Origin of the sequence: Cedecea sp. FDAARGOS_727 (assembly GCF_012273235.1) — a bacterium.
GTDB classification, from domain to species: domain Bacteria; phylum Pseudomonadota; class Gammaproteobacteria; order Enterobacterales; family Enterobacteriaceae; genus Cedecea; species Cedecea davisae.
On sequence record NZ_CP050966.1, the window covers coordinates 1,052,433 to 1,069,412 of the forward strand.

10 protein-coding genes are annotated in these 16,980 nt (G+C 54.8%); 3 read left to right on the forward strand and 7 right to left on the reverse strand.

Annotation, left to right across the window (positions count from 1 at the left end):
- The first annotated feature begins 57 nt into the window (after positions 1-57).
- Positions 58-2,448 carry a glucose/quinate/shikimate family membrane-bound PQQ-dependent dehydrogenase gene (locus FOC35_RS05110; RefSeq protein WP_172568339.1) on the forward strand — a complete coding sequence of 797 codons (2,391 nt, stop codon included), beginning with the start codon at positions 58-60 and terminating at the stop codon, positions 2,446-2,448.
- 36 nt (positions 2,449-2,484) lie between these two features.
- Here FOC35_RS05110 and cueO read toward each other — a convergent pair whose 3' ends face one another.
- The gene (cueO, locus tag FOC35_RS05115) at positions 2,485-4,038 is read right to left on the reverse strand and encodes a multicopper oxidase CueO (RefSeq protein ID WP_016534926.1); all 1,554 of its coding nucleotides are present in this window, start codon (positions 4,036-4,038) and stop codon (positions 2,485-2,487) included.
- A 144-nt stretch (positions 4,039-4,182) separates the two neighbouring features.
- Between cueO and FOC35_RS05120 the strand changes: the two genes are divergently transcribed.
- Positions 4,183-4,530, forward strand: a complete 348-nt coding sequence (locus FOC35_RS05120) for a YacC family pilotin-like protein (protein WP_016534925.1) — start codon at positions 4,183-4,185, stop codon at positions 4,528-4,530.
- 57 nt (positions 4,531-4,587) lie between these two features.
- Here FOC35_RS05120 and yacL read toward each other — a convergent pair whose 3' ends face one another.
- The 6 genes from yacL to pdhR form a co-directional block, all read right to left on the reverse strand.
- Positions 4,588-4,950: a protein YacL gene (yacL, locus tag FOC35_RS05125; protein WP_039897918.1), complete on the reverse strand. Its 363-nt coding sequence runs from the start codon at positions 4,948-4,950 to the stop codon at positions 4,588-4,590.
- A 213-nt stretch (positions 4,951-5,163) separates the two neighbouring features.
- Entirely contained in the window at positions 5,164-7,761 is a 2,598-nt protein-coding gene (gene acnB / locus FOC35_RS05130; RefSeq protein WP_172568340.1) for a bifunctional aconitate hydratase 2/2-methylisocitrate dehydratase, read from the reverse strand.
- Between the two features lie 258 nt (positions 7,762-8,019).
- Positions 8,020-9,444: a dihydrolipoyl dehydrogenase gene (lpdA, locus tag FOC35_RS05135; RefSeq protein WP_039897917.1), complete on the reverse strand. Its 1,425-nt coding sequence runs from the start codon at positions 9,442-9,444 to the stop codon at positions 8,020-8,022.
- Positions 9,445-9,619: 175 nt separating this feature from the next.
- Complete coding sequence (gene aceF, locus FOC35_RS05140; protein ID WP_172568341.1) at positions 9,620-11,503, reverse strand: pyruvate dehydrogenase complex dihydrolipoyllysine-residue acetyltransferase; 1,884 nt, start codon at positions 11,501-11,503, stop codon at positions 9,620-9,622.
- Positions 11,504-11,517: 14 nt separating this feature from the next.
- Positions 11,518-14,181 (reverse strand): pyruvate dehydrogenase (acetyl-transferring), homodimeric type, encoded by a 2,664-nt coding sequence (aceE, locus tag FOC35_RS05145; protein ID WP_172568342.1) that lies wholly within the window; start codon positions 14,179-14,181, stop codon positions 11,518-11,520.
- A gap of 119 nt (positions 14,182-14,300) precedes the next feature.
- Entirely contained in the window at positions 14,301-15,065 is a 765-nt protein-coding gene (pdhR, locus tag FOC35_RS05150; RefSeq protein ID WP_016534918.1) for a pyruvate dehydrogenase complex transcriptional repressor PdhR, read from the reverse strand.
- 538 nt (positions 15,066-15,603) lie between these two features.
- Here pdhR and aroP point away from each other — a divergent pair.
- Positions 15,604-16,974 carry an aromatic amino acid transporter AroP gene (gene aroP / locus FOC35_RS05155; protein ID WP_172568343.1) on the forward strand — a complete coding sequence of 457 codons (1,371 nt, stop codon included), beginning with the start codon at positions 15,604-15,606 and terminating at the stop codon, positions 16,972-16,974.
- Positions 16,975-16,980: the final 6 nt, after the last annotated feature.

The following is a 16,980-nucleotide window of genomic DNA, read 5'->3' on the forward strand; positions in this document are numbered from 1 at the left end:
TCACACTTGTTAATAACTATAATTAAATGCTATCAAACCTTTATGAGTGTGATAATTGTGAAAATAAATAAAACCGGATCGCAACTATTTGTGACCCTCTCAGCCCTTTTTGCCGTACTGTGCGGGCTATATTTAGTCTTTGGCGGAATATGGTTAGTGGCTATCGGTGGGTCCTGGTACTACCCGATTGCCGGACTGGTAATGCTTGGCGTTGCCTGGCTCCTGTGGAAAAGCAAGGCTGCCGCCCTGTGGCTTTATGCCGCGCTACTGTTGTGCACCATGGCATGGGGCGTGTGGGAAGTCGGCTTCGACTTCTGGGCCTTGACCCCCCGCTGTGACGTACTGGTGTTCTTTGGCGTCTGGCTGCTGTTGCCGTTCGTCTACCGTCGCCTGGCCGTTCCGGCTGCCGGTGCGGCAGCATCGCTGGTTGTGGCCCTGCTGATCAGCGCCGTGGTGCTGGTCTGGGCGGGCTTTAACGATCCTCAGGAAATCAACGGCACGCTGCAGCTGGATAACACACCGGCGGCCGCCACCTCGACGATTCCTGATGCCGACTGGCCTGCCTACGGGCGTAACCAGGAAGGCCAGCGCTTCTCGCCTCTTAAGCAGATTAACGACAAAAACGTCGGCCAGCTGAAGGAAGCCTGGCGCTTCCAGACCGGTGACGTGAAGCGCGCTACTGACCCGGGTGAAATCACCAACGAAGTCACCCCGATCAAAGTTCGCGACATGCTTTACCTGTGTACCGCGCACCAGCAGCTGTTCGCGCTGGATGCTGCCACGGGGAAAGAGAAGTGGAAATTTGACCCTCAGCTGAATACCGACCCGTCGTTCCAGCACGTGACCTGTCGTGGGGTTTCCTACCACGAGGCAACGGCCGATAACGCCAGCCCGGACGTGGTATCCGACTGTCCGCGTCGTATCATCCTGCCGGTTAACGATGGCCGTCTGTTTGCCATCAACGCCGATAACGGCAAGCTTTGTGAAAGCTTCGCCAATAAAGGCATTCTGAATCTGCAAACCAACCAGCCGGTCACCACCCCGGGGATGTATGAGCCAACTTCACCGCCAATCATCACCGATAAAGTGATTGTGATTGCCGGGGCGGTAACGGACAACTTCTCCACCCGTGAACCTTCTGGCGTGATCCGCGGTTTCGACGTTAACAGCGGCAAGCTGCTGTGGGCGTTCGATCCGGGCGCTAAAGATCCGAACGCAATTCCTGATGATGGACATCATTACACCCTGAACTCCCCGAACTCGTGGGCGCCTGCGGCTTATGATGCAAAGCTGGATCTGGTTTATCTCCCGATGGGCGTAACCACTCCGGATATCTGGGGCGGCAACCGCACGCCTGAGCAGGAACGCTATGCCAGCAGCATCGTTGCCCTGAACGCGACGACCGGCAAGCTGGCCTGGTCCTATCAGACCGTGCATCACGATCTTTGGGATATGGATATGCCAGCCCAGCCGACGCTTGCGGACATTACCGACAAGAGCGGCAACCGGGTTCCGGTTATCTACGCTCCGGCTAAAACCGGCAATATCTTTGTGCTGGACAGACGTGACGGCAAGCTGGTTGTGCCCGCTCCGGAAAAACCGGTGCCGCAAGGCGCAGCCAAAGGCGACCATGTTTCCCCTACTCAACCGTTCTCCGAGCTGACCTTCCGGCCGAAGAAAGATTTGAGCGGCGCGGATATGTGGGGCGCAACCATGTTCGACCAGCTGGTTTGCCGCGTGATGTTCCACAGCATGCGCTATGAGGGCATCTTCACGCCGCCTTCTGAAAAAGGGACGCTGGTGTTCCCGGGCAACCTTGGGATGTTCGAGTGGGGCGGTATTTCGGTCGACCCGAATAACCAGGTGGCAATGACCAACCCGATGGCGCTGCCGTTCGTTTCCAAACTGATCCCTCGCGGACCGGGCAACCCGATGGAGCCGCCAAAAGACGCGAAAGGGTCTGGCACAGAGTCCGGCGTTCAGCCTCAGTACGGCGTGCCGTATGGCGTAACCCTGAACCCGTTCTTGTCTCCGCTCGGCCTGCCGTGTAAGCAACCGGCCTGGGGCTACATCTCTGGCGTTGATCTGAAAACCAACGAAATCGTGTGGAAAAAACGCATCGGCACCGTTGAGGACAGCATGCCGTTCCCGACCGGGATCCCGATGAAGTTCCGTATGGGGATGCCAATGCTGGGTGGCCCTATTTCCACCGCCGGTAACGTCATGTTTATTGGCGCAACCGCAGACAACTACCTACGTGCGTTTGATATGCGCGATGGTAAACAACTGTGGGAAGCCCGCCTGCCTGCCGGTGGCCAGGCAACGCCGATGACTTATGAAGTGAACGGTAAGCAGTATGTGGTGATTTCCGCCGGGGGCCATGGCTCCTTCGGAACAAAGATGGGTGATTACATTGTGGCGTACGCTCTGCCGGACGACGCGAAGTAATATGAATGCGGGTGGCAATGGCCACCCGCTCTTCTTTTACGCTACGGTAAAGCCGAGCATCATTCCGGTATCTTCATGCTCCAGCAGATGGCAGTGCGCCATATAAGCCGCCTCTCTGGACGCTTCGTGATCGAACTTCACCAGTACTTCGCTGCGAGCGCCTTCTACCCTCACTGTATCCTTCCAGCCCTGACGATGTGCCGCCACCGGCTTGCCGTTTTCCGACAGAATGCGGAACTGCGTACCGTGGATGTGGAACGGGTGCAGCATCATGTCGCCTTCACCTGAGATGGTCCACTTCTCGTATTTCCCCTTTTGCGCCGCAAATGCCGGGGTGTTCATATCAAAAGCCTTGCCGTTAATCTTGTTGGCGTTGTGGAAGTCAAAACCGTGCTTCATGTTCCCCATGTTGCCGTGACCCATATGACCCATATTGCCATGGCCGCCCATTTCCATTCCGGCCATCGCCTGCATGCCGTATTTGTCCATTAACGCCTGCATGCCCATCATGTCCAACATGGGATCCATCATCAGTTGCAGCCAGCGCTCGGTGAGACCTTCCAGCGACGGCAGAGCAGGCACGCTGACTAATTTATCCGGCAGCTCGCCGGATGCCGCGATAATCAACGGCTGAATGCGCACCACCGGAACAGGTTTATCAAACGGCGCAACCGTCATACCCATTTGCTTAACCGGCAGGGTGAGGATATCAAAAGCTTTACCATCGCTGGTGTCCACCAGCACTTCAAAACGCTCGCCCATCAGCAGTTCAAGCTCGGTGACTTTTACTGGTTCGGCAAGCAGCCCGCCGTCGCTGGCGATGACATAAAGCGGGCGATTATCGCTGGCGGCAATATTCAGCGAGCGAGCGTTACAGCCGTTAAGTAAACGCAGGCGCAGCCACCCTTTCGGATTGGTGTGCTGAGGGTAAACCGCACCGTTACACAGCAGCGTATCGCCAAACCAGCCTACGGCGGCGCTCATCATGTCCAGTTGGTAGTCGATTTGCCCGTCTGCGCCAAAGCGTTTGTCCTGAATGACTAATGGCACATCGTCGATGCCCCATTGCTTAGGCAGCATTAACTGGCCGCTTTCGCTGTCTTCTATCAATACCAGCCCCGCCAGGCCCATCGCCACCTGATACCCGGTTTTGCCATGTTGATGAGGATGGAACCAGCAGGTTGCCGCGCGCTGCTGAGGAGCAAAAGTCACGCTGCGCTTCCCACCGGCGGCAATAACGCCCTGCGGGCCGCCATCAACATCACCAGGAACTTCCAGCCCGTGCCAGTGAACGGTAGTTTCTTCCGCCAGGCGATTATTAATCTCCACCGTCACCGCGTCACCCTGCTTCAGCTTTAATGCCGGGCCGAGCAGCGAGCCGTTGTAACCCCATGTGGTGGCGATTTTGCTGCCAAACGTGGTCTGCCCTGCATTTACCGTCAAGCGGATGCTATTTTTGGCATCAGGGGCGAGCAAAGGAGGGATCGGCAGTGCCGGACGATCGGCCGCAAATGCAGCCCGGCTCCACAGAGGCAGCGCGCTGAAAGCCCCCAGGGCCGCGGAATATTTGAGAAAATTACGGCGATGCATAATCAGTTCCTTGAGTGGGCATACATAGGCGCGAGCATAAACCTTTCCCCAACGGTAAGGTCAAGTTTTAAGCTCATAATAAATCTCGTCGGCGTCCATTTAACTGTGTTAACGTTTCGTATCTGAGAAAAAGTGGTAGACGTGATGAAGATGGGAGTTAGGGCGTTATTACTGGGCGTATTGCTGGCTTTTTCTACCAGCAGCCTGGCGCTAAGCGAGTCTGAAGCAGAAGATATGGCCGATCTGACTGCGGTATTTGTGTTTCTGAAAAATGATTGTGGCTACCAGAATCTCCCTAACGGCCAGATACGTCGTGCTCTGGTATTTTTTGCCCAGCAAAATCAATGGGATTTAACCAATTACGATAGCTGGAACATGAAAGCGCTCGGCGAAGATAGTTATAAAGACCTGAGCGGAATTGCCCTCCCTACCGCAACAAAATGCAAATCACTGGCGCGGGACTCTCTCAGCCTCCTCGCCTACGTGAAGTAGCCCGTACCTCGCTTTGCTGAACATTGACCGTGTCGCCACGGTCAATGCCGACTTTACTCAGCGCTGCTGCAAAAATTCCCGGTAGGCATTCGCCACCTGTAGAAAATCCTCCACGCCGCAGAAAGAGAGGCTCTCTTCGTCGTAGTAGCTCATGCCTTCTTCTATCTCATCACCGGATATTTCCAGCTGATTGGCGCGAATAATCACCTCTTCTTCGTCCAGCCACAGGGTATATTCATGCCCCGCACGCTGCCACTGGCGCTCGCTGCCCTTGACCGAAAGCAAAGCCTGTTCGACCTCATCGAGTATCGTCAGGTCGCCCTTCACTTCCTCGTTAAACCAGTGGCCGACGACTTCGTGGCCCATCGACATGCGTACCTTAACCAGCCCGGTAACATCCCGCAGAAATTCGTAATCCATGATTGTTTCCTCTACATCGCGGGGGAAATCCTCACCCACGCTTATAGGTTCAATTATCGCAGCAAAGTCGGGGGAAAACAGAGGGAAGAGTAGAAGGACGAGAAATAAAAAGGAGAGAGCGGGACCCTGCGGTCTGGTACCCTCACCCCGTCCCTCTCCCACAGGAGAGGGTGCAAACACTAAAAACCGTCTCTTCAGAGACGGTTTTGCAGTTTATACGGCGGTCTGGAAGATAACGCCGTCGGCTTTCTCGGTGTACTGGCTGAGCTGGTCAAAGTTCAGGTAGCGATAAGTATCTACCGCGGTTTTATCAACCTGAGCCATGAAGGTCTGATACTCATCCGGCGTCGGCAGTTTGCCCAGCAGGGAAGCAACCGCCGCCAGCTCCGCGGACGCCAGGAAGACGTTCGCCCCGGTGCCCAGACGGTTCGGGAAGTTACGGGTTGAGGTAGAAACTACCGTTGCCCCATCGGCTACGCGCGCCTGGTTGCCCATACACAGGGAACACCCAGGGATTTCGATACGCGCCCCGCTCTTACCAAACACGCTGTAATAACCTTCTTCGGTCAGCTGCGCCGCATCCATACGGGTTGGCGGAGCCACCCACAGGCGGGTTGGCAGCTGGCCTTTGTGGCTATCCAGCAGCTTACCGGCAGCACGGAAGTGACCGATGTTGGTCATGCAGGAGCCGATAAACACTTCATCGATTTTCTCACCGGCAACGTCGGACAGCAGGCGGGCATCGTCCGGATCGTTTGGCGCACAAAGGATCGGCTCTTTGATGTCCTGAAGATCGATTTCGATAACCGCAGCATATTCTGCGTCAGCATCCGCTTCCATCAGTTGCGGATCGGCCAGCCATTTTTCCATGCCCTGGATACGGCGCTCCAGCGTGCGGCGATCGCCGTAGCCTTCGGCAATCATCCACTTCAGCAGCACGATGTTGGAGTTCAGGTACTCTTCAATTGGCTCACGATCCAGCTTGATGGTACAGCCCGCAGCGGAACGCTCTGCGGAAGCATCGGTCAACTCAAACGCCTGCTCTACTTTCAGCGTTGGCAGGCCTTCGATTTCCAGGATACGGCCGGAGAAGATGTTTTTCTTACCTTTCTTCTCAACGGTCAGCAGACCCTGTTTAATCGCATACAGCGGGATAGCGTGAACTAAATCACGCAGGGTAATGCCCGGCTGCATTTTGCCTTTGAAGCGAACCAGCACCGACTCAGGCATATCCAGCGGCATGACACCGGTCGCAGCGGCAAAGGCCACCAGACCAGAACCCGCAGGGAAAGAAATGCCGATAGGGAAACGGGTATGGGAGTCGCCGCCGGTGCCAACGGTATCCGGCAGCAGCATACGGTTCAGCCAGGAGTGGATTACGCCATCGCCCGGACGCAGCGAAACGCCGCCGCGGTTCATGATGAAGTCAGGCAGCGTGTGGTGAGTGGTCACGTCAACCGGCTTCGGATAGGCCGCAGTGTGGCAGAAGGACTGCATGACCAGGTCGGCGGAGAAGCCGAGGCACGCCAGGTCTTTCAGCTCATCACGCGTCATTGGGCCGGTGGTGTCCTGGGAGCCAACCGAGGTCATCTTAGGCTCGCAGTAGGCGCCCGGACGAATACCTTCTACGCCGCAGGCGCGGCCAACCATTTTCTGCGCCAGAGAGTAGCCACGGCTGCTTTCAGCCACATCTTTCGCCTGAACAAAGACTTCGCTGTGCGGCAGATTCAGCGCTTCGCGGGCCTTGGTTGTCAGGCCACGGCCGATGATCAGCGGAATACGGCCGCCGGCGCGTACTTCATCCAGCAGCACTTCGGTTTTCAGCTCGAAGTTAGCAATAACGGCGTTAGTCTCGTGGTTGCGCACTTCGCCTTTGTATGGGTAAATGTCGATAACATCGCCCATATTCAGGTTATTTACGTCAACTTCGATTGGCAGCGCACCAGCATCTTCCATGGTGTTAAAGAAGATTGGCGCAATTTTACCGCCCAGCACCACGCCGCCGCCGCGTTTGTTCGGCACGTTCGGGATGTCGTCGCCCATGAACCACAGCACCGAGTTGGTGGCGGACTTACGGGAAGAGCCGGTGCCCACTACGTCGCCAACATAGGCCAGCGGGAACCCTTTTTTATTCAGGGCTTCAATCTGTTTGATTGGGCCAACGACACCGGCCTGATCCGGCTCAATGCCTTCGCGGGCGTTTTTCAGCATCGCCAGGGCGTGCAGAGGGATGTCAGGGCGTGACCAGGCATCCGGCGCCGGAGACAGGTCATCGGTATTGGTTTCGCCGGTGACTTTAAATACGGTTACGGTGATTTTTTCCGCCAGCTTAGGACGTGACAGGAACCATTCGGCTTCGGCCCACGACTTGATAACCTGCTGCGCGTACTGATTACCGGCTTTTGCTTTCTCTTCCACGTCGTAGAAGTTGTCAAACATCAGCAGCGTATGGGACAGCGCTTTAGCGGCGATCGGTGCCAGCTTTTCGTTATCCAGCGCGTCAATCAGCGGGTGAATGTTGTAGCCACCCTGCATGGTGCCCAGCAGTTCAACGGCTTTTTCAGGGGAGATAAGCGGAGAGGTGGCATCGCCTTTGGCAATCGCGGCAAGGAAACCCGCTTTCACGTAGGCGGCTTCATCAACGCCCGGCGGTACGCGGTTAGTAATCAGATCTAACAGGAATTCTTCTTCACCCGCTGGTGGGGTTTTCAGCAGCTCAACCAGTGCGGCCATTTGGGTGGCATCTAAGGGTTTCGGAACAATCCCTTCTGCGGCACGTTCAGCTACGTGCTTACGGTATTCTTCTAGCACGACGGTTCTCCTCGCTCTCATTGTCATTTGGCGCTACCGGATCTCTCTCTTCACGCTCCTGTGAGACAGCAGTTTGTAGGGTAAATGCCCGGTACCGCGTCGGGCAGCATAGCAGGATTTTCAGGGGGTGTTAATCCGTTTACAAAAAAGCAACATTAAAACCTTGCTGAATCGTTAAGGGGGAATAGATTACTTTTTGATATGACGTTCAGGCAAAAAAAAACGGCCCCGGAGGGCCGCTTTATCAAACTCGGAAAGTTACTTTTTCTTCGCTTTCGGGTTTGGCAGGTCGGTGATGCTACCTTCGAACACTTCAGCAGCCAAGCCAACGGACTCGTGCAGAGTTGGGTGAGCGTGGATGGTCAGCGCGATGTCTTCTGCATCACAGCCCATTTCGATAGCCAGGCCGATTTCACCCAGCAGCTCGCCGCCGTTGGTGCCAACAATCGCACCACCGATAACGCGGTGAGTTTCTTTGTCGAAGATAAGCTTGGTCACGCCGTCCGCACAGTCGGAAGCGATAGCACGGCCAGAAGCAGCCCACGGGAAGGTGGCGGTTTCATAGCTGATGCCTTTCTCTTTCGCTTCTTTCTCGGTCAGGCCAACCCATGCAACTTCCGGCTCGGTATAAGCGATGGATGGGATAACTTTCGGGTCGAAGTAATGCTTCATTCCGGCGATAACTTCAGCGGCAACGTGGCCTTCATGAACACCTTTGTGCGCCAGCATTGGCTGACCGACGATATCGCCGATAGCAAAGATGTGCGGCACGTTGGTGCGCAGCTGCTTGTCAACGTGGATGAAGCCACGGTCATCAACTTCCACGCCAGCTTTGCCAGCATCGAGGTTTTTACCGTTCGGCACGCGGCCGATAGCCACCAGCACGGCGTCGTAACGCTGTGGTTCAGCAGGTGCTTTTTTGCCTTCCATGGAAACGTAGATACCGTCTTCTTTTGCTTCAACGGCGGTCACTTTGGTTTCCAGCATCAGGTTGAATTTCTTGCTGATGCGTTTGGTGAAGACTTTAACGATGTCTTTGTCAGCAGCCGGGATAACCTGGTCGAACATTTCAACCACGTCAATATCTGAACCCAGCGCATGGTATACGGTGCCCATTTCCAGACCGATGATACCGCCGCCCATAACCAGCAGGCGTTTCGGTACGGTTTTCAGCTCCAGCGCATCGGTGGAGTCCCACACGCGCGGGTCTTCATGAGGAATGAACGGCAGCTCGATCGGACGGGAACCCGCCGCGATGATAGCGTTGTCGAAGTTGATCACGGTTTTGCCGTTCTCGCCTTCAACTTCCAGGGTGTTAGCCCCGGTGAATTTACCCAGACCGTTTACCACTTTGACCTTACGGCCTTTTGCCATACCGGCCAGACCGCCAGTCAGCTGAGTGATAACTTTCTCTTTCCAGGTACGAATTTTGTCGATATCGGTTTTCGGTTCGCCGAAAACGATGCCGTGCTCGGCCAGTGCTTTTGCTTCTTCGATAACTTTAGCAACGTGCAGCAGCGCTTTAGAAGGGATACAGCCGACGTTCAGACAAACACCGCCGAGGGTGCTGTAACGCTCTACGATGACGGTTTCCAGACCTAAATCCGCCGCGCGGAATGCTGCGGAGTAACCTGCCGGGCCTGCCCCAAGTACTACGACCTGAGTTTTGATTTCTGTGCTCATCATGACCTCTTAATTTATACCCGTCGTCCACCGGGTCGTTCTATCCGCCCGCAGTTTACAAAATTGTTAACAATTTTGAAACAACAAACGGCTCACGAATTGTCGCTTTCGCCAATAACCTCACAAACCACATGAGATTATCAGAAAAAAGCCGGCCGATTGGCCGGCTTTTCAATTACATCACCAGGCGGCGAATATCGGACAGCATATTGTTGATGATGGTGATAAAGCGAGCACCATCAGCGCCGTCGATTACGCGGTGGTCGAAGGAAAGAGACATTGGCATCATCAGACGCGGCGTGAACTCTTTACCGTTCCAGACCGGCTCGATTGCCGACTTGGACACACCGAGGATAGCCACTTCAGGCGCGTTAACGATTGGCGCGAAGTGAGTCGTCCCGATACCGCCCAGGCTGGAGATGGTGAAGCAGCCGCCCTGCATTTCGCCAGCGGTCAGCTTGCCGTCGCGAGCTTTTTTGGAGATAGCCATCAGTTCGCGGGACAGTTCGGTGATGCTCTTCTTGTTCACATCTTTGAATACCGGAACGACCAGGCCGTTCGGAGTATCAACCGCAACACCCACGTTGATGTATTTCTTCAGCGTCAGCTTCTGGCCATCTTCGGACAGGGAGCTGTTGAAGCGTGGCATCTGCTCAAGCGCGGCAGCAACGGCTTTCATGATGAACACCACAGGGGTGAACTTCACGTCCAGCTTACGCTTAGCGGCTTCGTCATTCTGCTGCTTACGGAACGCTTCCAGATCGGTGATATCGGTTTTGTCGAAGTGGGTAACGTGCGGGATCATCACCCAGTTACGGCTCAGGTTAGCACCAGAGATTTTCTGGATGCGGCCCATTTCCACTTCTTCGATTTCGCCGAACTTGCTGAAGTCTACTTTCGGCCATGGCAGCATGCCCGGCAGACCGCCGCCGGTAGCAGCCGGAGCCGCTTCAGCGCGCTTAACTGCGTCTTTCACGTAGGTCTGAACGTCTTCGCGCAGGATGCGACCTTTACGGCCGGTGCCCTTCACTTTCGCCAGGTTTACGCCGAACTCGCGAGCCAGACGGCGGATCAGCGGAGTAGCGTGAACGTAAGCGTCGTTCTCAGCGAATTCAGATTTGCCTTCCGCTTTAGCAGCAGGTGCAGCAGCTTTGGCAGCCGGTGCAGGAGCCGCAGCGGCTGGAGCTGGTGCAGCAGCCGGAGCCGCGGCAGGCGCAGCGCCTTCCACTTCGAATACCATGATCAGGGAGCCGGTAGACACTTTGTCGCCGGTGCTGATTTTGATTTCTTTAACAGTACCGGCGAATGGCGCAGGGACTTCCATAGAAGCTTTGTCGCCTTCTACCGTGATCAGTGACTGTTCAGCGGCAACTTTATCGCCCACTTTCACCATCACTTCAGTGACTTCAACTTCGTCACCGCCGATGTCCGGTACGTTTACTTCTTTAGAACCGGAAGCAGCTGGCGCAGCGGCGGCAGGAGCAGCAGCCTGTGCCGGAGCCGCAGCAGGTGCAGCACCCGCCACTTCGAACACCATGATCAGGGAGCCGGTGGACACTTTGTCGCCGGTGCTGATTTTGATCTCTTTAACCACGCCCGCGAACGGAGCAGGGACTTCCATAGAGGCTTTGTCGCCTTCTACGGTCAGCAGAGACTGCTCAGCGGCAACGGTGTCGCCAACTTTAACCATGATCTCGGTAACTTCTACTTCGTCACCGCCGATGTCCGGCACGTTAACTTCTTTTGCAGCCGCGGCAGCAGGTGCTGCAGCCGGAGCGGCTTCTTTCTTCTCTTCTGCCTTAGCAGGTGCAGCGGCTGCTGCACCTTCGGCGGAATCGAAAATCATGATCAGTTTACCGGTCTCGGTTTTGTCGCCGACGGAGACTTTAATCTCTTTTACGACGCCAGCCTGAGGAGACGGAACTTCCATAGAGGCTTTGTCGCCTTCTACGGTGATCAGCGACTGTTCAGCTTCAACTTTGTCGCCAACTTTGACCAGAATCTCGGTGATTTCTACTTCATCAGCGCCGATGTCTGGTACTTTGATTTCGATAGCCATTGTCTCTTTACCTCTTACGCCAGACGCGGGTTAACTTTATCTGCATCGATGTTGAATTTAGTGATGGCTTCCGCAACCACTTTCTTATCGATTTCGCCACGTTTAGCCAGTTCGCCCAGGGCCGCTACAACCACATAAGAAGCATCAACTTCGAAGTGGTGACGCAGATTTTCGCGGCTGTCAGAACGACCGAAGCCGTCGGTACCCAGTACGCGATAATCATCAGCTGGTACGTAAGTACGGACCTGCTCGGCGAACAGTTTCATATAGTCAGTAGAAGCTACCGCTGGAGCGTCGTTCATCACCTGAGCGATGTACGGAACGCGCGGAGTTTCCATTGGGTGCAGCATGTTCCAGCGCTCACAATCCTGGCCATCACGAGCCAGTTCAGTGAAGGAAGTTACGCTGTACACGTCAGAGCCCACGCCGTAGTCGTTAGCCAGAATCTGTGCTGCTTCACGTACGTGACGCAGGATAGAACCGGAGCCCAGCAGCTGAACTTTACCTTTGCTACCCGCAACGGTTTCGAGTTTGTAGATACCTTTACGGATACCTTCCTCGGCACCTGCTGGCATAGCCGGCATGTGGTAGTTTTCGTTCAGGGTGGTGATGTAGTAGTAAATGTTCTCTTGTGCTTCACCGTACATACGAGTCAGACCGTCGTGCATGATGACAGCCACTTCGTACGCGTAAGACGGGTCGTAAGAGATACAGTTAGGGATAGTCAGAGACTGAATGTGGCTGTGACCATCTTCGTGCTGCAGACCTTCACCGTTCAGCGTTGTACGACCGGAAGTACCACCGACCAGGAAGCCGCGAGCCTGTTGGTCGCCAGCCTGCCAGCACAGGTCACCGATACGCTGGAAACCGAACATGGAGTAGTAGATGTAGAACGGGATCATCGGCAGGTTGTTGGTGCTGTATGAAGTCGCAGCAGCCAGCCAGGACGCGCCAGCACCCAGTTCGTTGATACCTTCCTGCAGGATCTGACCTTTCTCGTCTTCTTTATAGTAAGCAACCTGCTCACGGTCCTGCGGGGTGTACTGCTGGCCGTTCGGGCTGTAAATACCGATCTGACGGAACAGACCTTCCATACCAAAGGTACGAGCTTCATCGGCGATGATTGGGACCAGACGGTCTTTAATAGACGGGTTCTTCAGCATCACGTTCAGGGCACGAACGAAGGCGATGGTGGTGGAGATCTCTTTGTTCTGCTCTTCCAGCAGCTGAGAGAAGTCTTCCAGCGCAGGCAGTGCCAGTTTCTCGGAGAAGTTTGGCTGACGAGCTGGCAGGTAGCCTTTCAGCGCCTGACGGCGTTCGTGCAGGTACTTGTGCTCTTCAGAACCTTCAGGGAAGGTGATGTAAGACAGGTTTTCTACCTGCTCATCGGTCACAGGAACGTTGAAACGGTCGCGGATATAACGCACGCCGTCCATGTTCATTTTCTTCACCTGGTGAGCGATGTTTTTACCTTCTGCGGTATCGCCCATGCCGTAACCTTTGATGGTGTGGGCCAGGATAACGGTCGCTTTACCTTTGGTGTCCTGCGCTTTTTTCAGTGCAGCGTAAACTTTCTTCGGATCGTGACCGCCACGGTTCAGCGCCCAGATCTGCTCATCAGTCCAGTCTGCAACCAGTGCGGCGGTTTCAGGATATTTACCGAAGAAGTGCTCACGCACGTAGGCGCCGTCTTTGGATTTGAAGGTCTGGTAGTCGCCGTCAACGGTTTCGTTCATCAGCTGGATAAGCTTACCGCTGGTGTCTTTACGCAGCAGCTCATCCCAACGACCGCCCCACATCACTTTGATAACGTTCCAGCCAGCACCGCTGAAGATGCCTTCCAGTTCGTTGATGATCTTACCGTTACCGGTGACCGGACCATCCAGACGCTGCAGGTTACAGTTGATGATGAAGCACAGGTTGTCCAGCTTCTCACGGGTCGCGATAGTGATCGCACCTTTAGATTCTGGCTCATCCATCTCGCCGTCGCCCAGGAAGGCGTAAACGGTTTGCTCGGAGGTGTCTTTCAGGCCGCGGTGTTCCAGATATTTCAGGAATTTAGCCTGGTAGATAGCGCCGATTGGGCCCAGACCCATAGAAACGGTCGGGAACTGCCAGAATTCTGGCATCAGTTTCGGGTGCGGGTAAGAAGACAGACCTTTACCATGCACTTCCTGACGGAAGTTGTTCATCTGCTCTTCGGTCAGACGCCCTTCCAGGAATGCACGCGCATAGATGCCCGGAGAGATGTGGCCCTGGAAGTACACCAGATCGCCGCCGTCTTTCTCGTTAGCTGCACGGAAGAAGTGGTTAAAGCACACTTCATAAACAGTTGCAGAAGACTGGAAGGAAGCCATGTGGCCGCCCAGCTCCAGGTCTTTCTTGGATGCGCGCAGAACGGTCATGATGGCGTTCCAGCGGATAGCAGAACGAATGCGGCGCTCCAGGTCCAGATTGCCCGGGTATTCCGGCTCATCTTCAACGGCAATGGTGTTTACATAGTTGCGAGCACCTGCGGAAGCAGCTACTTTCACGCCGCCTTTGCCGGCTTCGGCCAGTAACTGATCAATCAGATACTGAGCGCGCTCAACACCTTCTTCACGGATAACCGATTCGATCGCCTGTAACCAGTCGCGAGTTTCAATCGGATCCACGTCATTTGGGAAACGTTCTGACATGGGGGTATTCCTTATCTGTCTAATACGTTGATTATCTGGAACCTGTCCCATTGTGCTCTTGGTAAAAAACACAATAAGACAGGTTCTGCGTTTAGTTGCCGCGCTCTAAAGTTGGGCGCTTAATCCTTACGTTGCTGAAGAAGACGGAGAGAGCGTTCGCGACGACTCTGCTCACGGCTGCGGTCCAGCAATATTTCCTCAATAAACGCCAGGTGACGATGCGACGCTTCTCGCGCCTGCTCCGGCTGGCGAGCCATAATCGCCGCAAAAATGCTGGCGCGATGGCTGCTCACTTGCGCCAACATCTCGCGGCGCGCGTAGAGCAATTCAAAATTCTGGCGAACGTTTTGTTCGAGCATCGGCTCCATGCAGCGCAGTAAATGCAGAAGCACCACATTATGGGCCGCTTCGGTTACCGCAATTTGATACTGCATGACGGCATCGGCTTCGGCGTCTAAATCGCCCGACTCCTGAGCCTGCTGAATCGCTATATGGCAGTCGCCAATGCGTTTAAGATCTTCATCTGTCCCGCGTAGCGCCGCATAGTACGCAGCAATTCCTTCAAGGGCATGACGGGTTTCGAGCAGATCAAACTGGGATTCGGGATGGTCCGAGAGAAGCTCGACCAGCGGGTCGCTCAGGCTCTGCCAGAGGCTGTTCTGGACAAAAGTGCCACCGCCCTGACGACGGAGCAGCAAACCCTTCGCTTCGAGACGCTGAATGGCCTCGCGTAGTGAAGGACGGGAAACATCAAATTGTTTCGCCAGTTCGCGTTCAGGTGGAAGTTTTTCGCCGGGGCGCAGGGTCCCCTCAAGGATGAGAAACTCCAGCTGTTGCTCAATCACATCGGATAATTTTGGTTGGCGGATTTTGTTGTAGGCCATCGTTCCCTATCCCTGCCATTAACCCGGAGTCAATTGGTAAGACCAATTTCACGTTCGTGAGGCTAAAAGTAACAAAGTATTCACCTTCTGTCCATATTGGTTTTGATTGAAATCATGAAAGCAGGCACATTTTAACAACACTAAAGGAATGGCTTTTCAAACCTGTAACCTGGCGCACAAGCTCCGTTTACTCCCTAAGTGGCAATGTTAACGTTTATGAAACGATATATTTTTCAATCGCAACCGAAAACATCGCCTAAAAAATGACATATTCATGCAGTAAAACTGCCTGGACAAAGGCTGCACAATCCCACTTTTTCCTTCCCCCTTTTTTACAAATGGTTTCTTTTTATTCAACTCGTCAGAGCAGTGGCAGAAAGCAGGTGCAAACGCGAGCGCTTACCACTATTCTTTGCGATGCGGTAGCCCCATCCGCAAATTCAATATTTAACAACCGTAAAAAAAAGACTACACATTACGGAACAACACAATTACAAATGCGCCAGTGTAGCGCAGACATTAACCACAATGAGGTTACATGATGGAAGGTCAACAGCAAGGCGACACGCTGAAACGCGGCCTTAAAAACCGCCATATTCAGCTGATTGCGCTGGGTGGAGCTATCGGGACGGGCCTGTTTCTGGGCAGCGCATCCGTCATCCAGTCCGCGGGTCCGGCAATTATTCTCGGCTACGCCATCGCCGGGTTTATCGCTTTTTTAATTATGCGCCAGCTGGGAGAAATGGTCGTTGAGGAGCCGGTTGCCGGGTCATTCAGCCATTTTGCCTATAAATACTGGGGCGGCTTCGCGGGCTTTGCTTCAGGCTGGAACTACTGGGTGCTGTACGTCCTGGTTGCCATGGCAGAGCTTACGGCGGTCGGGAAGTATATTCAGTTCTGGTGGCCGGAGATCCCAACCTGGGCAACGGCGGCGGCCTTCTTCGTGATTATCAACGCCATCAACCTGACCAACGTGAAAGTGTTCGGCGAGATGGAGTTCTGGTTTGCCATTATTAAAGTCGTGGCCGTTATCGCCATGATTATATTCGGCGGCTGGCTGCTGTTCAGCGGCAACGGCGGCCCGCAGGCATCCGTCAGCAACCTCTGGGATCAGGGTGGCTTTATGCCGCACGGCGTCACGGGACTGGTGATGATGATGGCGATTATCATGTTCTCCTTCGGCGGGCTTGAGCTGGTCGGCATTACCGCCGCCGAAGCCGACAACCCGGAAGTGAGCATTCCAAAAGCCACTAACCAGGTTATCTACCGCATCCTTATCTTCTACGTGGGTTCGCTCGCGATCCTGCTGTCCCTGCTGCCGTGGACGCGCGTCACCGCCGACACCAGCCCGTTTGTGCTGATCTTCCATGAGCTGGGTGATACCTTCGTGGCCAACGCGCTTAACGTGGTGGTGCTGACCGCAGCGCTGTCGGTTTACAACAGCTGCGTATACTGCAACAGCCGTATGCTTTTCGGCCTGGCACAGCAGGGCAACGCCCCGAAAATGCTGAAAAATGTCGATAAGCGCGGCGTGCCGGTAAACACTATTCTGGTTTCCGCCGGCTTTACCGCTCTCTGCGTGCTGATTAACTATCTGGCACCGGAATCGGCCTTTGGCCTGCTGATGGCGCTGGTAGTGTCCGCCCTGGTGATCAACTGGGCGATGATCAGCCTGGCGCACATCAAGTTCCGCCGCGCGAAGCAATTGCAGGGCGTGAAAACCCGCTTCCCGGCGCTGTTCTACCCGCTGGGTAACTGGGTCTGCCTGCTGTTTATGGTCGCGGTGCTGGTCATCATGCTGATGACGCCGGGCATGGCCATTTCGGTTTATCTGATCCCAGTATGGATTGTGATTCTGGGCGTGGGCTACTTCCTTAAGCAGAAGAACCTGAAAACCGTTAAAGCCTGAAGGGAG

Coding starts and splice junctions, on each gene's coding strand:
- pdhR (WP_016534918.1), bottom strand. CDS start 15,065: ATGGCCTACAACAAAATCCGCCAACCAAAATTATCCGATGTGATTGAG.
- aceF (WP_172568341.1), bottom strand. CDS start 11,503: ATGGCTATCGAAATCAAAGTACCAGACATCGGCGCTGATGAAGTAGAA.
- aceE (WP_172568342.1), bottom strand. CDS start 14,181: ATGTCAGAACGTTTCCCAAATGACGTGGATCCGATTGAAACTCGCGAC.
- yacL (WP_039897918.1), bottom strand. CDS start 4,950: ATGGATTACGAATTTCTGCGGGATGTTACCGGGCTGGTTAAGGTACGC.
- lpdA (WP_039897917.1), bottom strand. CDS start 9,444: ATGAGCACAGAAATCAAAACTCAGGTCGTAGTACTTGGGGCAGGCCCG.
- FOC35_RS05120 (WP_016534925.1), top strand. CDS start 4,183: ATGAAGATGGGAGTTAGGGCGTTATTACTGGGCGTATTGCTGGCTTTT.
- cueO (WP_016534926.1), bottom strand. CDS start 4,038: ATGCATCGCCGTAATTTTCTCAAATATTCCGCGGCCCTGGGGGCTTTC.
- aroP (WP_172568343.1), top strand. CDS start 15,604: ATGATGGAAGGTCAACAGCAAGGCGACACGCTGAAACGCGGCCTTAAA.